The following is a 17,086-nucleotide window of genomic DNA, read 5'->3' on the forward strand; positions in this document are numbered from 1 at the left end:
AAGAATGTGCGAGCTGCTTGGCATGAGTGCCAACGTCCCAACCGATATTTGTTTTAGCTTTACTGGCTTGATTCAGCGCGGCGGTAAAACGGGCCCGCATCGCGATGGCTGGGGGATCACCTTTTATGAAGGCAAAGGGTTTCGCACCTTTAAAGATCCAGCACCCAGTAGCCAGTCCAAGGTCGCAGAGCTGGTCACCAGTTATCCGATAAAAAGCTGTGCGGTGGTTAGCCATATTCGCCAAGCAAATCGAGGTGGGATCAGCTTAGAAAACACACATCCTTTCACTCGTGAGATCTGGGGGCGTTATTGGACGTTTGCTCACAATGGGCAGTTATCTGGGTTTGAGAGCCTGGATACTGGCCACTTTAAGCCTGTCGGGGAAACAGATAGTGAGAAAGCGTTTTGTTGGTTATTGAATGAGTTGTTTAAGCACTATCCGCAACAGCCAGACAATATGTGTGAGGTGTTTGACTTTATCGCTTCACGCTGTGATCGCCTGCGCGCGTTGGGTGTCTACAACATGCTGTTTAGCGATGGCGACTATGTCATGGCTTATTGTACCAATAACCTCCATTGGATCACGCGTCGCGCTCCGTTTGGAAAAGCTAGCCTGATCGACCAAGAGATGACGGTCGATTTTCATGAGCAAACCACGCCTAACGATGTGGTGACCGTGATTGCCACGCAACCCCTTACCAACAACGAGCGCTGGCATAAAATGGCTGAAGGGGAATATTGTGTGTTTCACTTTGGCGAGGTGTATTGCGCCAATCACACATCGGTATCTTAGCGAATAAAAAAGGCGCGAATGCGCCTTATTTTATGTTGTCAGTGTCTATACGAGCTACGCGTCTGCGGCATAGCCGGCGTGGCCGAGTGCCTGACCATCAAGCCAAGCGTGATCTTCCATCATCTTCAGGCGGCCATCGACAAACCACTTGACCACCAGTGGGTAGATCCTGTGCTCTTGTTGTTGGACGCGCGCGGCGACAGACTCTGCGTCGTCGTCCTCAAAAATAGGCACGCGAGCTTGGAGTATCACGGGGCCACCGTCGAGCTCTTCAGTGACAAAATGCACCGATGTACCATGCTCGGTATCGCCAGCATTAATCGCACGCTGGTGGGTATGCAGTCCTGTGTACTTGGGGAGCAGGGAGGGGTGAATGTTGAGCATTCGCCCCGCATAGTGGGCAACGAAACCTGGGGTTAAAATACGCATAAAACCCGCCAGTAGGACGAGGTCGGGCTGATAGGCATCTAGCGCTCGAATAAGCGCCGCATCATACTCTTCTCGGCTAGCATAATCGGTGTTGGCAACCACTTGAGCCGGTATCCCGGCGTGCTCGGCACGCGTGAGCCCATAGGCGTCAGCTTTATTGGCAATCACGGCGACAATGTTCGCGCGCTGCGCGTGAATGTTATCAATCAATGCTTGCAAATTGGAACCGCTGCCGGAAATCAAGACGACAATGCGCTTCATGCTTTCAGCTCCACCTGTGCGTCTTCGCCCGTCGCGTGAGCAATATGGCCCAGTTGCCAGGCGGTTTCGCCCGCTTGATTTAACAGGGTAATCGCTTTGTCAGCTTCAGCCTGAGGGAGTGCAATCACAAGTCCCACACCACAGTTAAAGGTGCGTAGCATTTCATAGTCACTGACGTTGCCTTTTTCTTGCAACCAGTTAAATACAGGCGGCCATTGCCAACTGGTGTTGTCGATCACCGCCTTGGTTCCAGCGGGCAATACGCGGGGGATGTTCTCCCAAAAGCCGCCACCTGTGATATGAGAAATCGCGTGAACGGGGATTTGCTCAAGCAGGGCTAATACCGATTTGACGTAAATGCGGGTCGGGGCTAGCAAGTGATCGATGAGTGGTTGGCCTTCTAGGTCGTCACTCAGGTTTGCTTGACTGACTTCGAGGATCTTTCGGATCAGCGAGTAGCCGTTTGAATGCGGGCCACTAGACGCAAGGCCAATCAAGGCGTCGCCATCGCTGACTTGGCTCCCATCAATGATGGCAGACTTCTCGGCAACACCGACACAAAAACCAGCCACATCGTAATCATCGCCGCTGTACATGCCAGGCATTTCCGCGGTCTCGCCGCCGATAAGGGCGCAACCTGCTTGCTGACAGCCTTGGGCGATACCCGTCACAACGTCCGCCGCGACGTCAACATCCAACTTGCCTGTTGCATAGTAGTCGAGGAAAAAGAGAGGCTCAGCACCTTGCACGATCAGATCGTTAACGCACATTGCAACCAGATCGATGCCGATAGTATCGTGTTTATTCGCATCCAGCGCTAAGCGCAGCTTGGTACCCACGCCGTCTGTACCAGAGACCAATACCGGTTCTTTGTATTTGGTTGGCAATGAACAAAGCGCGCCAAAGCCTCCTAGGCCTCCCATGACTTCGGGCCGGTGCGTTTGTTTTACTACCCCTTTAATGCGGTCGACTAGTGCGTTACCAGCGTCAATATCGACACCAGCGTCCTTATAGCTAAGAGATGATTGTTTACCGCTCACTGCAATTCCTCGCCGGAGTTGGAAGTCAAAAGTCGGCGCTATTCTATCAGTGCATTCAGAGAAAGGAAAACGTTTGCGTAGGCTGTTTGGCGAGAATCTGGGCGATATGTCAAGCCCTAAGCCTACGCTAGCAAAAACCTTTCATGTATACTACCGAGAATTTGTTTTTTGTAAGGAGTCTAAGATGAAGGTCGTGGAAGTAAGGCACCCGTTAGTCAAACATAAAATCGGCTTGATGCGCGAGCGAGATATTAGCACCAAACGGTTTCGCGAGCTTGCGACCGAAGTGGGCAGTCTGCTGACTTATGAAGCGACGTCTGACTTCGATACAGAAAAAGTAACGATTGATGGCTGGGATGGCCCAGTTAATGTCGATCAAATCAAAGGCAAAAAAGTCACCGTGGTGCCTATTTTGCGTGCAGGCTTGGGCATGATGGATGGGGTGCTTGAGCATGTCCCAGGTGCGCGCATCAGTGTCGTCGGTGTGTATCGCGATGAAGAAACCCTAGAGCCTGTCCCTTACTTTCATAAACTAGCCAGTAATATCGACGAGCGCATGGCCTTGGTTGTGGATCCGATGTTGGCCACGGGGGGGTCGATGATTGCGACTATCGATTTGCTCAAAGAGCAGGGCTGTCAGCAGATCAAGGTCTTGGTATTGGTCTCTGCCCCAGAAGGGATTGAGGCATTGAAAAAAGCGCATCCTGATATTGAGCTTTATACGGCGGCTATCGATGAAAAGCTGGATGACAAAGGGTACATTGTACCTGGGCTTGGTGATGCCGGTGATAAGATTTTTGGTACCAAGTAAGCGTGCGTGAGCGGGCTAAGCCACTGCGTCAATGTCCGCTGAAGCATAAAAAACCCGCTCATTGGTAGCGGGTTTTTTCATACCAGGAGATAGCGCCTGACTCGTGGTGCAAAAACGACGCCTCTACGCAGTCAACGCCCCTATTCAGCCAACGTGGCCAAGTAACGCTGAATTTGAGCCTTAATGCCGGGACCATCGAGCTCAAGCTCGGCATGCACTTCTTGCTGGGTGCCTTGAGAGATAAAGCGATCGGGTAAACCGATTTGCCGTACAGGCTTGATAACTCCATGGCGCATCATCGCTTCAATCACCCCGGAGCCTGCACCACCTGCGACCGCATTTTCTTCCACGGTGACCAGGCAGTCATGCTTCTTGGCCATGTCGAGTAGCAGCGCTTCATCTAAAGGTTTGGCAAAGCGCATATCAACCAAGGTGGCATCCAGCTCGTCTGCTGCTTCCTGAGCATGCGGCAATAAGGTACCAAAGTTGAGGATGGCTAACCGTGTTCCCCGACGTTTGATCACGCCTTTGCCAATCGGCATCGCTTGCATCTTCTGTTCAATCTCTGCACCGATACCACTGCCGCGAGGATAGCGCACCGCCGCTGGCCCATTATGAATATGGCCGGTATACAGCATTTGGCGACACTCGTTTTCATCACTTGGCGTCATCACCACCAAGTTGGGGACACAGCGTAAATAGCTTAAATCAAAAGCGCCTTGGTGGGTTTGGCCATCTGCGCCAACAATCCCGCCACGGTCAATGGCAAACAGCACGGGTAAATTCATGATCGCGACATCGTGAATGACTTGATCATAGGCGCGCTGTAGGAAGGTCGAATAAATGGCCACCACAGGGTGGTAGGTACCGATTGCCATGCCTGCAGCCAGCGTCACTGAGTGCTGCTCAGCAATGGCGACATCAAAATATTTGTCTGGGTGCGTTTTAGAAAAGCGCACCATGCCGGAGCCTTCGCGCATGGCTGGCGTAATCGCGAGTAACTTGTCATCTTGTTCCGCCATATCACATAGCCAGTCGCCGAACACATTAGAAAACGTTGGGCTCGCTGGCTTGGATTTAGGCAGCGTGTGTACACTGGGGTCAAACTTAGGCACGGCATGGTACCCAATCGGATCTTTTTCCGCCGGCTCGTACCCTTTGCCTTTTTTGGTCATGACGTGCAAAAACTGCGGCCCTTTTAAATGGCGCATATTTTTGAGGGTTTTGACTAACTCTTCGACATCGTGGCCATCAATTGGGCCAATGTAGTTAAAGCCCAGCTCTTCAAACATGGTGCCTGGGACAACCATGCCTTTAAGGTGCTCTTCCGCGCGGCGCACTAACTCTTTAATTGGTGGCGCGCCCGACAATACTTTCTTACCGCCTTCACGAATACTGGTGTAGACATTGCCAGAGAGGAGTTGGGCAAAGTGATTATTCAGCGCGCCGACGTTTTCAGAAATGGACATCTCGTTGTCGTTGAGTACCACGAGCATATCGGGTTTGATATCGCCGGCATGATTCATGGCTTCAAATGCCATCCCAGCGGTGATTGCGCCATCGCCTATCACACTGACTACACGTCGATTCTGCCCCTCTTTTTGCGCACTAATGGCCATACCGAGCGCGGCGCTGATGGACGTTGAGGAATGACCAACCGACAGCACATCGTAGGGGCTTTCTCCGCGCCACGGAAAGGGGTGCAAACCGTCTTTTTTCCGGATAGTTTGCATGCGCTCACGTCGTCCAGTCAGGATCTTGTGCGGATAGGCTTGGTGCCCTACGTCCCAAACGAGGTGATCGAAGGGCGTGTTATACACATAGTGCAGCGCTACAGTCAGCTCCACGGTACCCAGCCCAGAGGCAAAGTGGCCACTTGAGTGACTGACCGTGTTGAGTAAATAGGTACGTAACTCTTCACAAAGCTGCGGCAGATGATCGCGTGGTAAGGTACGCAACTCTTCCGGCGTATCAGCAAGAGCGAGAGTGGGGTATTTTGATATATCCAGTGTCATAATGGTTCGGCGCTTTTATTAATCATGCTAGTTGTTGCGCTCGATGATATATCGGGCAAAAACTTCCAATTGTTCGGTATTGTAGGGGATTGCCTCCAAGGCGTGTAGTGCCTCTCGGTAAAGTTGTTCGGCTTTTTCTTGTGCACCGGCCAGCCCCAGCAATGCCGGGTAGGTACTTTTCTCTGCGTTTACGTCTGACCCTTGTGGCTTACCCAGTGTCTGGGTATCGCTGGTAATGTCCAAAATGTCGTCTTGAACTTGAAATGCGAGACCGATGGCGTCAGCAAAGCGATCAAGCGCACTTAAATGGCGCACGCCGGACTCGCCAGCGGCATAAGCGCCGAGCCTCACCGCCCCTTTGATCAATGCACCGGTTTTATTGTGGTGAATGCGTTTGAGTGCTTCAAGATCAACAGCACGTCCCTCCGCGGCTAAATCCAATGATTGTCCTAGGCACATACCCGCCGCACCGCTGGCCGTAGCCAAGGTTTTCACCATATGTATACGGTAAGGTTCGGCCGCTGGATTGAGTTCGCCTTCAGCCAGCACGGTAAAGGCCAGTGTTTGTAACGCGTCACCGGCCAAAATCGCGCTCGCTTCATCAAAGGCGACATGACAGGTTGGCTGCCCGCGTCGCAAGCTGTCGTTATCCATGGCAGGCAAATCATCATGAATCAACGAGTAGGCGTGAATACACTCCACGGCGACAGCCGGTGTATCAATTTGCGCAAGTGGCACACCAAACAACTGCCCTGTGGCATAGGTTAGAAAGGGGCGAATGCGTTTACCACCCAAGAGCAAACCATGGCGCATTGCCTGGATAAGCGGTTGATCTTGAGAGGATAAGGTATCAAGCCACGCTTCGAGTTGTTGATTACTTCGGGTTTGCGTTTCGCGCAGCGCATCGTGTACAACAGTGTTAATCATCGTCTTGAGGAGAAAACTCAGTCAGTGGCCCATCATCTTCTTGCGAAAGCAAGATCTCGACGCGTTGCTCGGCGTCTGCAAGGGTTTTTTGTCCTTGACGCGTGAGTGCAATGCCGCGTTCAAAACGTTTCATCGCGGTATCGAGAGGGAGTTCGCCGGACTCTAGCGCACCGACAATGCTATCTAACTCTTTGAGCGTGTCCTCAAAGGTCATATTTTCTGGTTTCTTCACAGCCATGATGCCATAAAATTAGAAAAGAGAGGCTAGACGGTAACTCAGTGGTTAAGGGCGGTCAAACCACTCGGCGTGTTTTTGTGTGCTTGGCGCCACCGTGGTAAAAGGCATGTTATCCTTGTTGGTATCAGCGGATTTACGCTAAACCTATAGGGTTGGTTGCCGATATAACCAATACCCTAAAAATGAAAAACAATGACTTGACGTAATTTAAGGGAGACTGACGTGGATATAGCGACGCTCATCGGCATTCTCGGCTCGTTTGCATTCGTAATAATGGCGATGCTGTTGGGCGGCACCATGAACATGTACTTTGACGTGCCATCGGTGCTGATCGTCATCGGGGGGAGCTTATTTGTGGTTCTCACCAAGTACACTATGGGGCAGTTCTTTGGCAGTTTTAAAATTGCAGGCAAGGCGTTCATGTTCAAATCTGATGACCCAGAGGACTTGATTGCCAAGATTATTGAGATGGCTGATGCGGCGCGTAAAGGTGGCTTCCTTGCCTTGGAAGAGATGGAAGTGAGTAACTCGTTTATGCAAAAAGGCGTGGACTTGCTCGTCGATGGTCATGATGCCGATGTGGTTCGTGCCACGTTGCACAAAGACATTAACCTTACCGAGGAGCGCCACGATCATGGCATCGGTTTTTACAGTGCCTTGGCTGATGTAGCGCCAGCGATGGGGATGATAGGGACCTTGATAGGGCTGGTGGCCATGCTATCGAACATGGATGATCCGAAGGCGATTGGCCCTGCAATGGCGGTTGCTTTGTTGACCACCATGTACGGTGCGATGTTGGCCAACATGGTGGCGACCCCCATCGCCAATAAACTTGCCTTGCGCAAGGAGCAAGAGAAACTGAATCGACGCTTGATTATGGACGGCTTACTTGCGATTCAAGATGGACAAAACCCGCGTGTCATTGATGGCTTTTTGAAAAACTATCTCAATGAGGGTAAGCGTGAGGTTGATGTCGATAATTAATCGGACTGAGGTTTTGGCTTCAGCGAGCGCCAATTAAGGAGTCTTCATGGCACAACAACAAGAAGAAGAGGAATGCAAATGTCCGCCTCCCGGCTTACCGCCGTGGATGGGGACGTTTGCGGACTTGATGTCGCTTCTTATGTGCTTTTTCGTCCTTCTGTTGTCATTTTCAGAGATGGATGTGCTTAAGTTTAAGCAAATTGCCGGTTCGATGAAGTTCGCTTTCGGGGTACAAAATGTCCTTGAGGTGAAAGACATTCCCAAAGGGACCAGTGTGATTGCCCAGGAGTTCCGTCCGGGACGCCCAGAGCCGACACCGATTGAAGTCATCATGCAGCAAACCATTGATATGACGCAGCGCACCTTGGACTTTCAAGAGGGCGAAGATGATCGGTCGGGCGGCTCCCAACGCAATACATCAGATAAGGAAGGCGGCACCAGCGCCCAAGTGGCGTCACAATTGGAGCAGCAGCGAATGCAGCAGCAACTTGAGCAGCTGCAAAAGGCGTTGATGCAGGCGTTGCAACGCGAAATCGATGAAGGCGCGGTTGAAGTAGAGAATTTAGGGCAACAGTTGGTGATAAGGATCCGCGAAAAAGGGGCGTTTCCACAAAACTCGGCGTTTCTGCAGCCTAAGTTCCGCCCAATGGTGCGTCAAATCGCGCAACTGGTAAAAGACGTGCCGGGGGAAATAAAAGTCTCAGGACATACCGACAGCACACCTTTGGAGTCAGAGCTGTACCGATCCAATTGGGATCTCTCCGCACAGCGTGCGGTGTCAGTGGCACAAGAGATGGAGAAAGTGCCTGGTTTTAACCATTTAAGGATGAAAGTGGAAGGCCTGGCGGATACCAAGCCGCGTGCCCCGAACAACTCACCGGAAAACCGTGCATCTAACCGACGCGTGGAAATTGCTGTGATCCAAGGAAAACCCACCTATTCGGATGAAATCTCTACCGAGAACGCGGCTCCCAATGCCCCCTAGCGGCCTATCCCGGTGATAACTGACTGTCTGATAGGGCAAGTTGTCACCGGTCACTCCCACTTTTTAGCGACGCAAAAATACCCGGTTTCAGCAGCAGCCTGGTTATTGTATAATCCGCGGCCTTGTTTCCAGCTGTATCGAACCGGTTATGAAGTTTATCGTTAAAATTCACCCTGAGGTGATCGTCAAAAGTGAGTCAGTCAGAAAGCGTTTTACAAAAATCCTCGAGTGCAATATTCGTAATATTTTAAAGCGTCGGACTGATAATACGGCGGTATATAACCGTCGGGATCACATTGAGGTGACGTTAAAACAACCTAACGAGCGCCAATTGGTTTTGGATGTGCTGAGCAACACACCAGGCGTGCAAACCGTGCTTGAGGTTGAGCAAACCCTGTTTAACGATTTACATCATATCTATGAGCTCACTTTGGCGGGCGTACGTCATCAAATCGAAGGCAAAACCTTTTGTGTGCGCGCTAAGCGTCGTGGGCAGCATGACTTTACCTCTATCGATCTTGAGCGCTATGTCGGTGGCGGATTAAACCAAGCCGTCCCGTCGGCCAGCGTGCAACTGAAAAAACCGGATATCACCGTGATGATGGAAGTGGACCACGACAAGCTCAACGTGGTGAAACATCGTCACGCAGGCTTGGGGGGCTTTCCGCTCGGTACACAAGAAGATGTATTGAGCTTGATCTCTGGCGGGTTCGATTCAGGCGTTTCCAGTTATTTACACATTAAACGCGGCAGTAAAGTGCACTACTGTTTCTTTAATCTAGGCGGAAAATCGCATGAAACGGGTGTGCAGCAGGTGTCTCATTACCTATGGAATAAATTTGGCTCGTCGGCCAAAGTGAAGTTTATTTCGATTGATTTTGAGCCAGTTGTTAACAACATCCTGGAAAATATCGATAACGCGCAAATGGGCGTGGTGCTTAAGCGTATGTTTATGCGTGCGGCGGCCATGGTGGCCAAACGGTTTGGTATTCAGGCACTGGTGACCGGTGAGGCGTTAGGACAGGTGTCGAGCCAAACACTGACCAACCTTCGCATGATTGATAATGTCACCGATAGCTTGATTTTGCGTCCACTGATTAATTGGGACAAAGAAGACATTATTCAAACGGCGCGTAAAATTGGTACGGAAGATTTCGCCAAGACCATGCCTGAGTATTGTGGCGTGATTTCCAAAAAGCCAACGGTGAAAGCCGAAAAAGCTAAGCTGGAACACGAAGAAACCAAATTTGATTTTAGCTTGCTAGAACAAGTGGTTGATAACGCCACTGTGATGGATATCCGTGATATCGAAGCATTGAGCCAAGAAAAAGCGCCGGAAGCGGAGCTGGTTAATGAGGTAGAGAACGGCGCGGTCGTGCTTGATATTCGCAGCCGTGAAGAGCAAGAAGATAAGCCTCTTGAGATTGAAGGCGTCGATGTCGTGCATATTCCCTTCTTTAAACTGGCGACCCAGTTTGGCGACCTTGACCAAACGAAAACCTATTTGCTCTATTGCGAGCGAGGCGTGATGAGTCGCTTGCAGGCGCTGTATCTTAAAGATATGGGCTTTGAGAATGTCAAAGTGTATCGGGTGTAACGCAGGTTTTGCCGCAATAAAAACAGGCAGCCATTTGGCTGCCTGTTTACGTTTGAGCCTTGCATGAGCCTAGCCTTCTGTAAACTTTTTCTCATAATGCAGTTGAGGCAGAGGTATCATCGGCTCCGCGACTTGCCATGCCAAGGCTTTGCCGCCCAGCACGTAAACGATTTCAATCGCGAACTCCATTGCCGAGCCTGGCCCCTGACTGGTAATTAAACGGTGGTCATAATCGGTCATCACGCGGCGGCGGCTTAGCCATTGCTCTGGGATCTGATCGCTAACGCTCGGGTGACAACTCATGTGTGACTGTGGGAATAGCTGGTGGCGTTGTAGCACCAAAGCTGGTGCGGCACAAATGGCTGCCACCCACGCATTGTCGCTCTGTTGTTGTTTAACCATTTCAGTCACAAGGTTGCTATCCCCCAAACACTGCGCGCCTTCAACCCCTCCGGGTAAGATCACACAGTCAAATGGTTGATCGGCCACCATCGCCAGCGCCGCGTCGCAAACTAGCTTCACACCACGCGAGCAGGTTAGCGTCAGCGCGCCATCCGGATCAGCACTGGCCACAGTGACGTTAAAGCTGGCGCGCTTCATGACATCAATGGCGGTCACGGCTTCCATTTCTTCAGTGCCGTTAGCAATACAAATCAGGATGCGTTTGTCACTCATGATGATTCCTTATTCCTTTGTGCTTGTTGCATGGCTTGATAAAGCTGCTGGTGGTGTGGGGTTGAGATCTGGTGTGCCTGTGCCCGTTGTAACACATAGCCTGTAATGTATTCCAGCTCTGTGGAGCGCTGATAAAACACATCCCGATTCATTGAAGAGTAGTTGTCTGCGGTTGCCTTGGCGACTGTTTCCACACGTTGACGTACTTCGGTGGCAGAGGCAAGGATCCGCTCTGCTCGCATTACAGTGGCCAACTCTTGGCACAGCGCATCAATGATTGGCTCATAATCAAGCTTGAGCAGCTCACCGTTTTTGATCCCGTGTAAGGCGGTGAGCGGATTGATGACGCTATTGACTGCCAGTTTATACCATAGCGATTCAATGATATTGGTCTGCCAAGTTGCTGTCGGCAAGGTATGATCCAACACATCGGCGAGAAACTGGCAGGCTTCACCGGCTTTGTTACCTGCTCCGAGCGCCGTGGGGCCATTGCCCGTGTGTTGATACTCGCCTGTTTCAGCACGAAATACACCTTGTGAGGTGGTTGCAAGTAGCAGCGGTTGGCTGGCTGGTAGAGAATCAATGAGCCATTGATGCGGTCCCATGCCGTTATGCATCAACATCACCATGGTCTCCGGCTCAAGATGAGTAAAGCACGGGGTTAAGGCTGCTTGCACGTCATAGGCTTTGGTGCATACCAGCCAAAGATCACTGTATCGAAGTAAGCCTGGTTGATTGGCGGGCAAGGTAAGGGAGGCGCCGTCCAGGTTGAGCTCTCGCTGATGAGCGCTATCGCGGGTGATAAGATGAACGTGATGACCCGCTTGGCTTAATTTTACCGCCCATAAGGTGCCGATCGCACCAGCGCCTATCAAGGTGATCCGCATGACACTTGCCTATCGATGAAAAGGCCAGTGTATCACAGACAATATAGAGCAGGGAGCAAAGCGCCGGCAGGGACCGGCGCTGGATAGATTAGAACTTGTAGGTCGCGCTAAGGTAGTGAGAAATACCCGAGCTTTCAGTTGTACCGGCATCTTCAATTAAGTAGACGTCATTGTACGCTTTTAGGCCGTAACCAAGGGCGTAGTTGTCTGAGTGCCAGTACAGGCCGTTAAACATCGCACCGCCATGGGTCGCCTGACTGCTGCCTTTAAAGGTATCGTCAGCACCGAATTGGTAATCGATATAACCTTGGTACGACAGGAAGCTGCCATTGTCGAAAAAGTGGAAAGGTTTAAACCAGTTAGTCGAGAACTGATAGCCATTCCAATCTTTTTTATTGATGTCATACAAGCCATAAAGGTTCATGCCCACTTTGCCAAACCAAGGTAGCTCAACATCGGCACCGATACCCCAGAACGAGTTATTAGTGCTAGGAGCCTCGTTTTCACCGCTATTTCCGCCCCCCCAGTTAAACAGAGTCGAGAAGTAGACTTCTTGTACCGGGCCAAATGACAAATCTTGCCCGGTGATGCCATCAATTGAGAAGCGCGGTGCCAACTTCATAAAGGTTTTATCTGCACCTTTTTTGTTGTTGTTGTCGCTGTCGCTCTCTGCCAAGTCAAAAATATCCACATAACCATAGAGCTCGACCACCCCCTTTCGGCCGCCAAACTCCATCTCGAGATAGTTATGGTCTTTATCGGTGTCATCACCAAATTGCGGCTTTTCGTTAATGGCATACATGGCATTAAACTGAAGCCATTTATGATCATTTTTGTAAATGTCATCCGAGTAATCGGCGGCGTTGGCAACGGATACACCGCTGGCGGCGATAACGGCGAGTGCGAGTAGGGATTTTTTCATAGTGACTGCCTCTGCTGGGTCTTGTTGTTGCGCAGTGCGCATTGGACAGAGGCAGTATATTGATTAAGTTCACTATAAAGAATGTAATAAACATAGACACAAAAATAGGCTGTGATCCGCGGCAAGTTGTAAAGCGTTGCATGACAGTTTTATGTGATCTTTGTTACTAAAACACTCACAGCGTCGTACAAAATTTTGCACTCCACTGTGATATGTCGGGGTTAGTCGCGACGGGAATCTAGGCAATGTCCAGCACGCTTATCATTTTGTGACGGAGGTTGGCGAAAGTGCCTGCCAATATAGATCAGCATGACCAGTCCCGGGATCACCATTAACGCAGTTATTACGAAAAATGTTGACCAGCTATCGAGCCAGTCGACCATCATGCCACTGAATGACGCGACTGTGGTGCGACCTAAGTTCCCCAAGGACGCGAGCAGCGCATATTGGGTAGCTGAGAACGCGCGACCGGTTAAGAAGGTTAAAAAGGAGACAAACGCAATGGTGGCAAACGCGGAGGTAAAGTTGTCTACCAAGATGGCACCCAGTAGCAGATGCTCGTTGGGGCCGACCATCGCAATCCACGCGAACATTAAGTTGCTGGATGCCATGGCGACACCGCCAATAAATAGGCCTTTAATCACGCCAAAGCGCAGATTAATGTAGCTGCCAATCAGGGTGTAGATCACAGTGAGTCCCCAGCCGACCAGCTTGGAGTAATAGCCAATTTGCTCATTAGTAAAGCCGACATCTTTGTAAAACACAATCGACATACGGCCGAGAAAGGCTTCGCCCAATTTGAACAAAAACACAAACAACAACAGCGTGAGTGCCACATTGATACCGTTGCGACGAAAGAATTCGGCAAAAGGTTCCACGACGGTAACGGCAAACCAAGCTTGGAAGCCACTATAGCCTTGATTGAGGTAATGTTTGGTGGCCTTGTCTTGGCGCTGTTCGCGATCACTGACAGGCTCTTTGACATACAGGGTAGCCAAGATCATTAAGCCGACAAAGCCGGCCATAATCACATAAACTTGGTTCCACCCCATGGCATCGGCATTAATAAAACCGATATAGCCAGGCACGGAATAACCTGTCCACCAACCAATGACCGACATGGCCGAGGCGAGCGGAAACTTCTCGGTTTCGTGCTCGGCGAAGTTATCGATACGGAAGGCATCAATGGCGATATCTTGCGTGGCTGATGCGAGGGCGATAGAAAAAATCAGCGACGAAAGTACAAGGGTGGTGACCCATGGGTCGATCGCTTGCAGGCCTTGCATGTTAACGCGAGACAAGGCCAAGGTGGCTAAAAGCATCAATGATTGTGTCACCACAATCCAGCTGCGGCGATGGCCGAGCTTCTCATTCAATACTGGGATCTTAAGCCTATCAAGCAGGGGGGCCCACAAAAAGTTAACGGCGTAAAGGACAAACACAGAGCCAAAAAGGCCAATAGCCGTGCGCGATAACCCCTCATCGGCCAGCCAACCATTTAAGTTGGAGCCAATTAATACCCAAGGGAAACCACTACAGCACCCCATTAAAAAAACAAAGAGCAGGCGACGGTCGGCGTAGGCCGCCAAGGTCGTTTTTAGCTTGGATGACTGCATAGCAAAGGGCCTACATGAATACTAGGGTGACGACACACTGTCGATAGCGGTAATAATAATCGGTTGCTGCGGCACATCTTGCATCCGTTTGCTGGGGATAGTAACGGTTGGCTGCTCGGTCATGGTCAAGATAGTGTTAAATCCTTCCACCACGCGGCCAAACACGGTATACCCCAGCTTATTGGGGGTTGCATCTAAAAAGCCATTATCACTGACATTGATGTAAAACTGGCGGGTGGCAGAGTCCGGATCTTGGGTTCTGGCCATCGCGATAGTCGCGCGACGGTTACGCAGGCCATTACGCGACTCATTATCGACTGGCTCATAGGATGGACGGCGATTGAGGTCTTTATCAAATCCGCCTCCTTGTACGACAAAACGTGGGATCACCCGATGAAATTGGGTGCCGATGTAACTGCCATCCTCGACATAGCGTAAAAAGTTGCTGACCGTCTCGGGGGCTTTGTCCTCATTAAGTTGCAAGACAAAGTCTCCTTGGGTTGTTTCAACGGCTACCATCACATTGGCCTGCACTGGCGCAACCGCCAGTGCAAGTACCCATAAAAGTGTACGTACTTTCATGATTAAAAGTGCGCTTTCATGTGATCAAGTAGCTGCTCATCATTGGCAATGTCCTGCAAGACAGCTTCCAGCAGGTTGTTTAATGCCATTTCGATGTCATCGGGCGAAGCGCTGCTGACGCCACTTTGGGTTGATTTGCCGGTATAACGTTTTACAAAGCGGCCATCGGGCGATTCAGCGACCAGCTGCAGCTGTACGGACGCTTCCATATCGTGTTTAAACACCGTGTGTTTTACACGAACTAACGCGTCGAGAATATCTAAACGTAACATGCCAGGGCCGTTTGCCACGACGCGGAACCCTTGTGCAGAAAGCTGGCGTGAAAGTGTGTCTTCAAGAACCACGCGCAAGTTTTGGCTGGCGTGCAAAGGTTTGACATTGGAGCGACCGCTATCAATCACCGCGACGAATTGAGCCGTCCGTAAGTCCTTACTCTTTACCACCACAGGAAGATTGTTGACCTGTTGCTGATTGGATGACGCTGGAGACGGTGCAATCGTTAGTTGTGGCTCGCGAGGTGTTGAGCAGCCCGCTAGGACTAGCACAGCGGCGGCAATAATCAGTTTCTTCATGGGGTTCAGCATCCTTTTGTTAAAATTGGGCGTTGACTGCCTTGAGAATAACGAATTTTTTATTTGACGCAACGACAGTCACGTTACCAAAAAGACGTTTTAGCTTAGTATGATAGCCAAGATGACGATTGCCAATGACTAAAAGCGCACCATTCGTGGTCAGAACACGTTTTGCGTCACAAAACATTTGCCAAGCAATGTGATCAGTGATGGTTTGTTGCTGGTGAAAGGGTGGATTACATAACACTAGGTCAATATCTGTGGGTTCAAAACCGGTAAGGCAATCTCGCGCTTCACATTGGAAACGGCGCGCGTCAATACCATGGCTTTCAAGGTTGTGTTTTGCGCTGGCGACGGCCATATGGCTTTCATCGACCGCATAAATGTATGCCTGTGGGTTGGTACGTGCCGCCTGCAGGGCAAGCACACCATTACCACAGCCTAAATCCACTATTTTTCTTTCGTCGCGCGAACTTGGGATTTGCGGAAGCATTAAGTAAGCCGCGATATCCAGCTTTTTGGCGGAAAAAACATTGGGCCAATTAGCCAAGCGCATCGAAAACTCAGGCACATCGACATAGCTAAGTGGCTCGGTTGGCTTTTGAGTCTGGGCGTTAGCGGTAACAAAAATCAAGCGCGCTTTTTTCTTTGCCAACGAGGTGGTGGTTGCCCCAAGCCAGTGCTCAAACTGATTCAGCGTAGAGGTATGGATCTCTTTTGCCTTGGCACCGGCGAGGATGCGTGTGGCCGGTGTCGTCACAGAAGCCAGTTGCTGAAGTTGCCATGCCAACATTTTACTGCTTTTAGGCACCCGCATGAGCACCGCATCAAACCGTTTAGGCAGTGGTTCCGTACTCTTTACCAGCTCAATGTGTGGAAGCTGGTTTTGGCGGAGATTTTCGAGGGTTGCTTTTTGTGACACCACGGAGTCGCTGACGGAGACCACGTCACAACCCAGCGCGCTTGCCCAACAACTCAACGCGCCAAATTGATCATTGAGAATTAAAACTCGATCGCCGGCCTCAAGTTGCCAGGTGCTAGCGTGCTCAATGATATATTCATCTGCCGCATCAAAGGCCTGGAGCGTTTCATTTTTTCGGCGCGGGTAGCGGTGTAGTGTCAGGGGAGATTCGCCGCTTGGGGTTGCAAGTTCTGTTTTCATGGGAGCGTTTGCGTCGGAGGTCACAGACTGCGTATATTGTCGCACTCACACCACAACTGCAATTCAAACTCGGTGCGTATGCCATTAATGATGGCGTGATCAGGCTATTGAATTCGCAATTTTATCGATAACGACTAAGATCTGGGCAACTTGCCCTTAATCGGTTGGGGAAGCCATGAAAACTCAAACGCAAATTACAGAGAAACTGACCCAGGCTTTTGCGCCTGTTCATCTTGATGTCCGCAATGAAAGCTACATGCATAACGTACCTGAAGGGGCAGAGAGCCACTTTAAGGTTGTCGTGGTATCAGATGAGTTTGAAGGTAAGCGTTTAATACAGCGTCATCGTGCTATCAATACCACTTTGGCGGACGAGCTTGCTGATGATATTCATGCATTGGCCATTCACACTTACACCCCAGAAGAGTGGCAAGAGCAAGCACATGCACCAGACTCACCCGCATGTCGCGGTGGTGGTTTGAAATAAGAGTTAGCCAATGTGCTTAGGCGTGTTGATTCTTCACGTTATGGCAACAAATTCTTACATAAAGTCGTCGTTGGCGTGCCTATCAATGCGTCGCTTGGCACAC

Annotated in this window: 18 protein-coding genes; 6 read left to right on the forward strand and 12 right to left on the reverse strand. The window is 50.6% G+C overall.

Annotated elements, in window-relative coordinates; translation table 11 throughout:
• The first annotated feature begins 4 nt into the window (after positions 1-4).
• Complete coding sequence (locus EHW56_RS05695; RefSeq protein ID WP_046073772.1) at positions 5-793, forward strand: class II glutamine amidotransferase; 789 nt, start codon at positions 5-7, stop codon at positions 791-793.
• 54 nt (positions 794-847) lie between these two features.
• On the opposite strand, the gene purN is transcribed toward EHW56_RS05695, so the two are convergent.
• Complete coding sequence (purN, locus tag EHW56_RS05700; RefSeq protein ID WP_152796805.1) at positions 848-1,483, reverse strand: phosphoribosylglycinamide formyltransferase; 636 nt, start codon at positions 1,481-1,483, stop codon at positions 848-850.
• A complete protein-coding gene (gene purM / locus EHW56_RS05705) occupies positions 1,480-2,523 on the reverse strand; it encodes a phosphoribosylformylglycinamidine cyclo-ligase (protein ID WP_172969994.1) in 1,044 nt (347 codons plus the stop codon). Before purM ends, purN begins: the two co-directional genes overlap by 4 nt.
• 184 nt (positions 2,524-2,707) lie before the next feature.
• Here purM and upp point away from each other — a divergent pair, with 184 nt between their 5' ends.
• Positions 2,708-3,334, forward strand: a complete 627-nt coding sequence (gene upp, locus EHW56_RS05710; protein WP_152796807.1) for a uracil phosphoribosyltransferase — start codon at positions 2,708-2,710, stop codon at positions 3,332-3,334.
• 140 nt (positions 3,335-3,474) lie between these two features.
• Here upp and dxs read toward each other — a convergent pair whose 3' ends face one another.
• Genes dxs through xseB form a run of 3 tightly spaced genes read right to left on the reverse strand, consistent with a single transcriptional unit; the run spans position 3,475 to position 6,514 of the window.
• Complete coding sequence (gene dxs, locus EHW56_RS05715; protein ID WP_152796809.1) at positions 3,475-5,349, reverse strand: 1-deoxy-D-xylulose-5-phosphate synthase; 1,875 nt, start codon at positions 5,347-5,349, stop codon at positions 3,475-3,477.
• A 27-nt stretch (positions 5,350-5,376) separates the two neighbouring features.
• Positions 5,377-6,276: a (2E,6E)-farnesyl diphosphate synthase gene (gene ispA / locus EHW56_RS05720; RefSeq protein WP_152796811.1), complete on the reverse strand. Its 900-nt coding sequence runs from the start codon at positions 6,274-6,276 to the stop codon at positions 5,377-5,379.
• A complete protein-coding gene (gene xseB, locus EHW56_RS05725; RefSeq protein ID WP_046073766.1) occupies positions 6,269-6,514 on the reverse strand; it encodes an exodeoxyribonuclease VII small subunit in 246 nt (81 codons plus the stop codon). Before xseB ends, ispA begins: the two co-directional genes overlap by 8 nt.
• A 222-nt stretch (positions 6,515-6,736) precedes the next feature.
• Between xseB and pomA the strand changes: the two genes are divergently transcribed.
• From pomA to thiI, 3 genes are all read left to right on the forward strand, one after another.
• Positions 6,737-7,498, forward strand: coding sequence for a flagellar motor protein PomA (gene pomA / locus EHW56_RS05730; RefSeq protein ID WP_172969993.1), 762 nt, complete (start codon positions 6,737-6,739; stop codon positions 7,496-7,498).
• A gap of 46 nt (positions 7,499-7,544) precedes the next feature.
• Positions 7,545-8,483 carry a flagellar motor protein MotB gene (locus EHW56_RS05735; RefSeq protein WP_046073764.1) on the forward strand — a complete coding sequence of 313 codons (939 nt, stop codon included), beginning with the start codon at positions 7,545-7,547 and terminating at the stop codon, positions 8,481-8,483.
• 148 nt (positions 8,484-8,631) lie between these two features.
• Positions 8,632-10,080 carry a tRNA uracil 4-sulfurtransferase ThiI gene (thiI, locus tag EHW56_RS05740; RefSeq protein WP_152796813.1) on the forward strand — a complete coding sequence of 483 codons (1,449 nt, stop codon included), beginning with the start codon at positions 8,632-8,634 and terminating at the stop codon, positions 10,078-10,080.
• 69 nt (positions 10,081-10,149) lie between these two features.
• On the opposite strand, the gene EHW56_RS05745 is transcribed toward thiI, so the two are convergent.
• From EHW56_RS05745 to EHW56_RS05775, 7 genes are all read right to left on the reverse strand, one after another.
• A complete protein-coding gene (locus EHW56_RS05745) occupies positions 10,150-10,755 on the reverse strand; it encodes a DJ-1 family glyoxalase III (protein WP_152796815.1) in 606 nt (201 codons plus the stop codon).
• Entirely contained in the window at positions 10,752-11,642 is an 891-nt protein-coding gene (locus EHW56_RS05750; RefSeq protein WP_152796817.1) for a 2-dehydropantoate 2-reductase, read from the reverse strand. The genes EHW56_RS05745 and EHW56_RS05750 overlap by 4 nt, the downstream gene beginning before the upstream one ends.
• Positions 11,643-11,730: 88 nt before the next feature.
• Positions 11,731-12,564, reverse strand: a complete 834-nt coding sequence (locus EHW56_RS05755) for an outer membrane protein OmpK (RefSeq protein WP_152796819.1) — start codon at positions 12,562-12,564, stop codon at positions 11,731-11,733.
• Between the two features lie 221 nt (positions 12,565-12,785).
• A complete protein-coding gene (locus tag EHW56_RS05760; protein WP_152796821.1) occupies positions 12,786-14,180 on the reverse strand; it encodes an MFS transporter in 1,395 nt (464 codons plus the stop codon).
• A 21-nt stretch (positions 14,181-14,201) separates the two neighbouring features.
• Complete coding sequence (locus EHW56_RS05765; protein WP_152796822.1) at positions 14,202-14,762, reverse strand: peptidylprolyl isomerase; 561 nt, start codon at positions 14,760-14,762, stop codon at positions 14,202-14,204.
• A gap of 2 nt (positions 14,763-14,764) precedes the next feature.
• Positions 14,765-15,334 carry a YajG family lipoprotein gene (locus EHW56_RS05770; protein WP_046073758.1) on the reverse strand — a complete coding sequence of 190 codons (570 nt, stop codon included), beginning with the start codon at positions 15,332-15,334 and terminating at the stop codon, positions 14,765-14,767.
• Between the two features lie 19 nt (positions 15,335-15,353).
• Entirely contained in the window at positions 15,354-16,496 is a 1,143-nt protein-coding gene (locus tag EHW56_RS05775; RefSeq protein ID WP_152796823.1) for a methyltransferase, read from the reverse strand.
• A 175-nt stretch (positions 16,497-16,671) separates the two neighbouring features.
• Between EHW56_RS05775 and bolA the strand changes: the two genes are divergently transcribed.
• Positions 16,672-16,983, forward strand: coding sequence for a transcriptional regulator BolA (bolA, locus tag EHW56_RS05780; protein WP_152796824.1), 312 nt, complete (start codon positions 16,672-16,674; stop codon positions 16,981-16,983).
• Positions 16,984-17,086: the final 103 nt, after the last annotated feature.

The sequence above is a fragment of the Salinivibrio sp. VGrn1 genome, assembly GCF_009377995.1.
GTDB lineage: Bacteria > Pseudomonadota > Gammaproteobacteria > Enterobacterales > Vibrionaceae > Salinivibrio > Salinivibrio siamensis.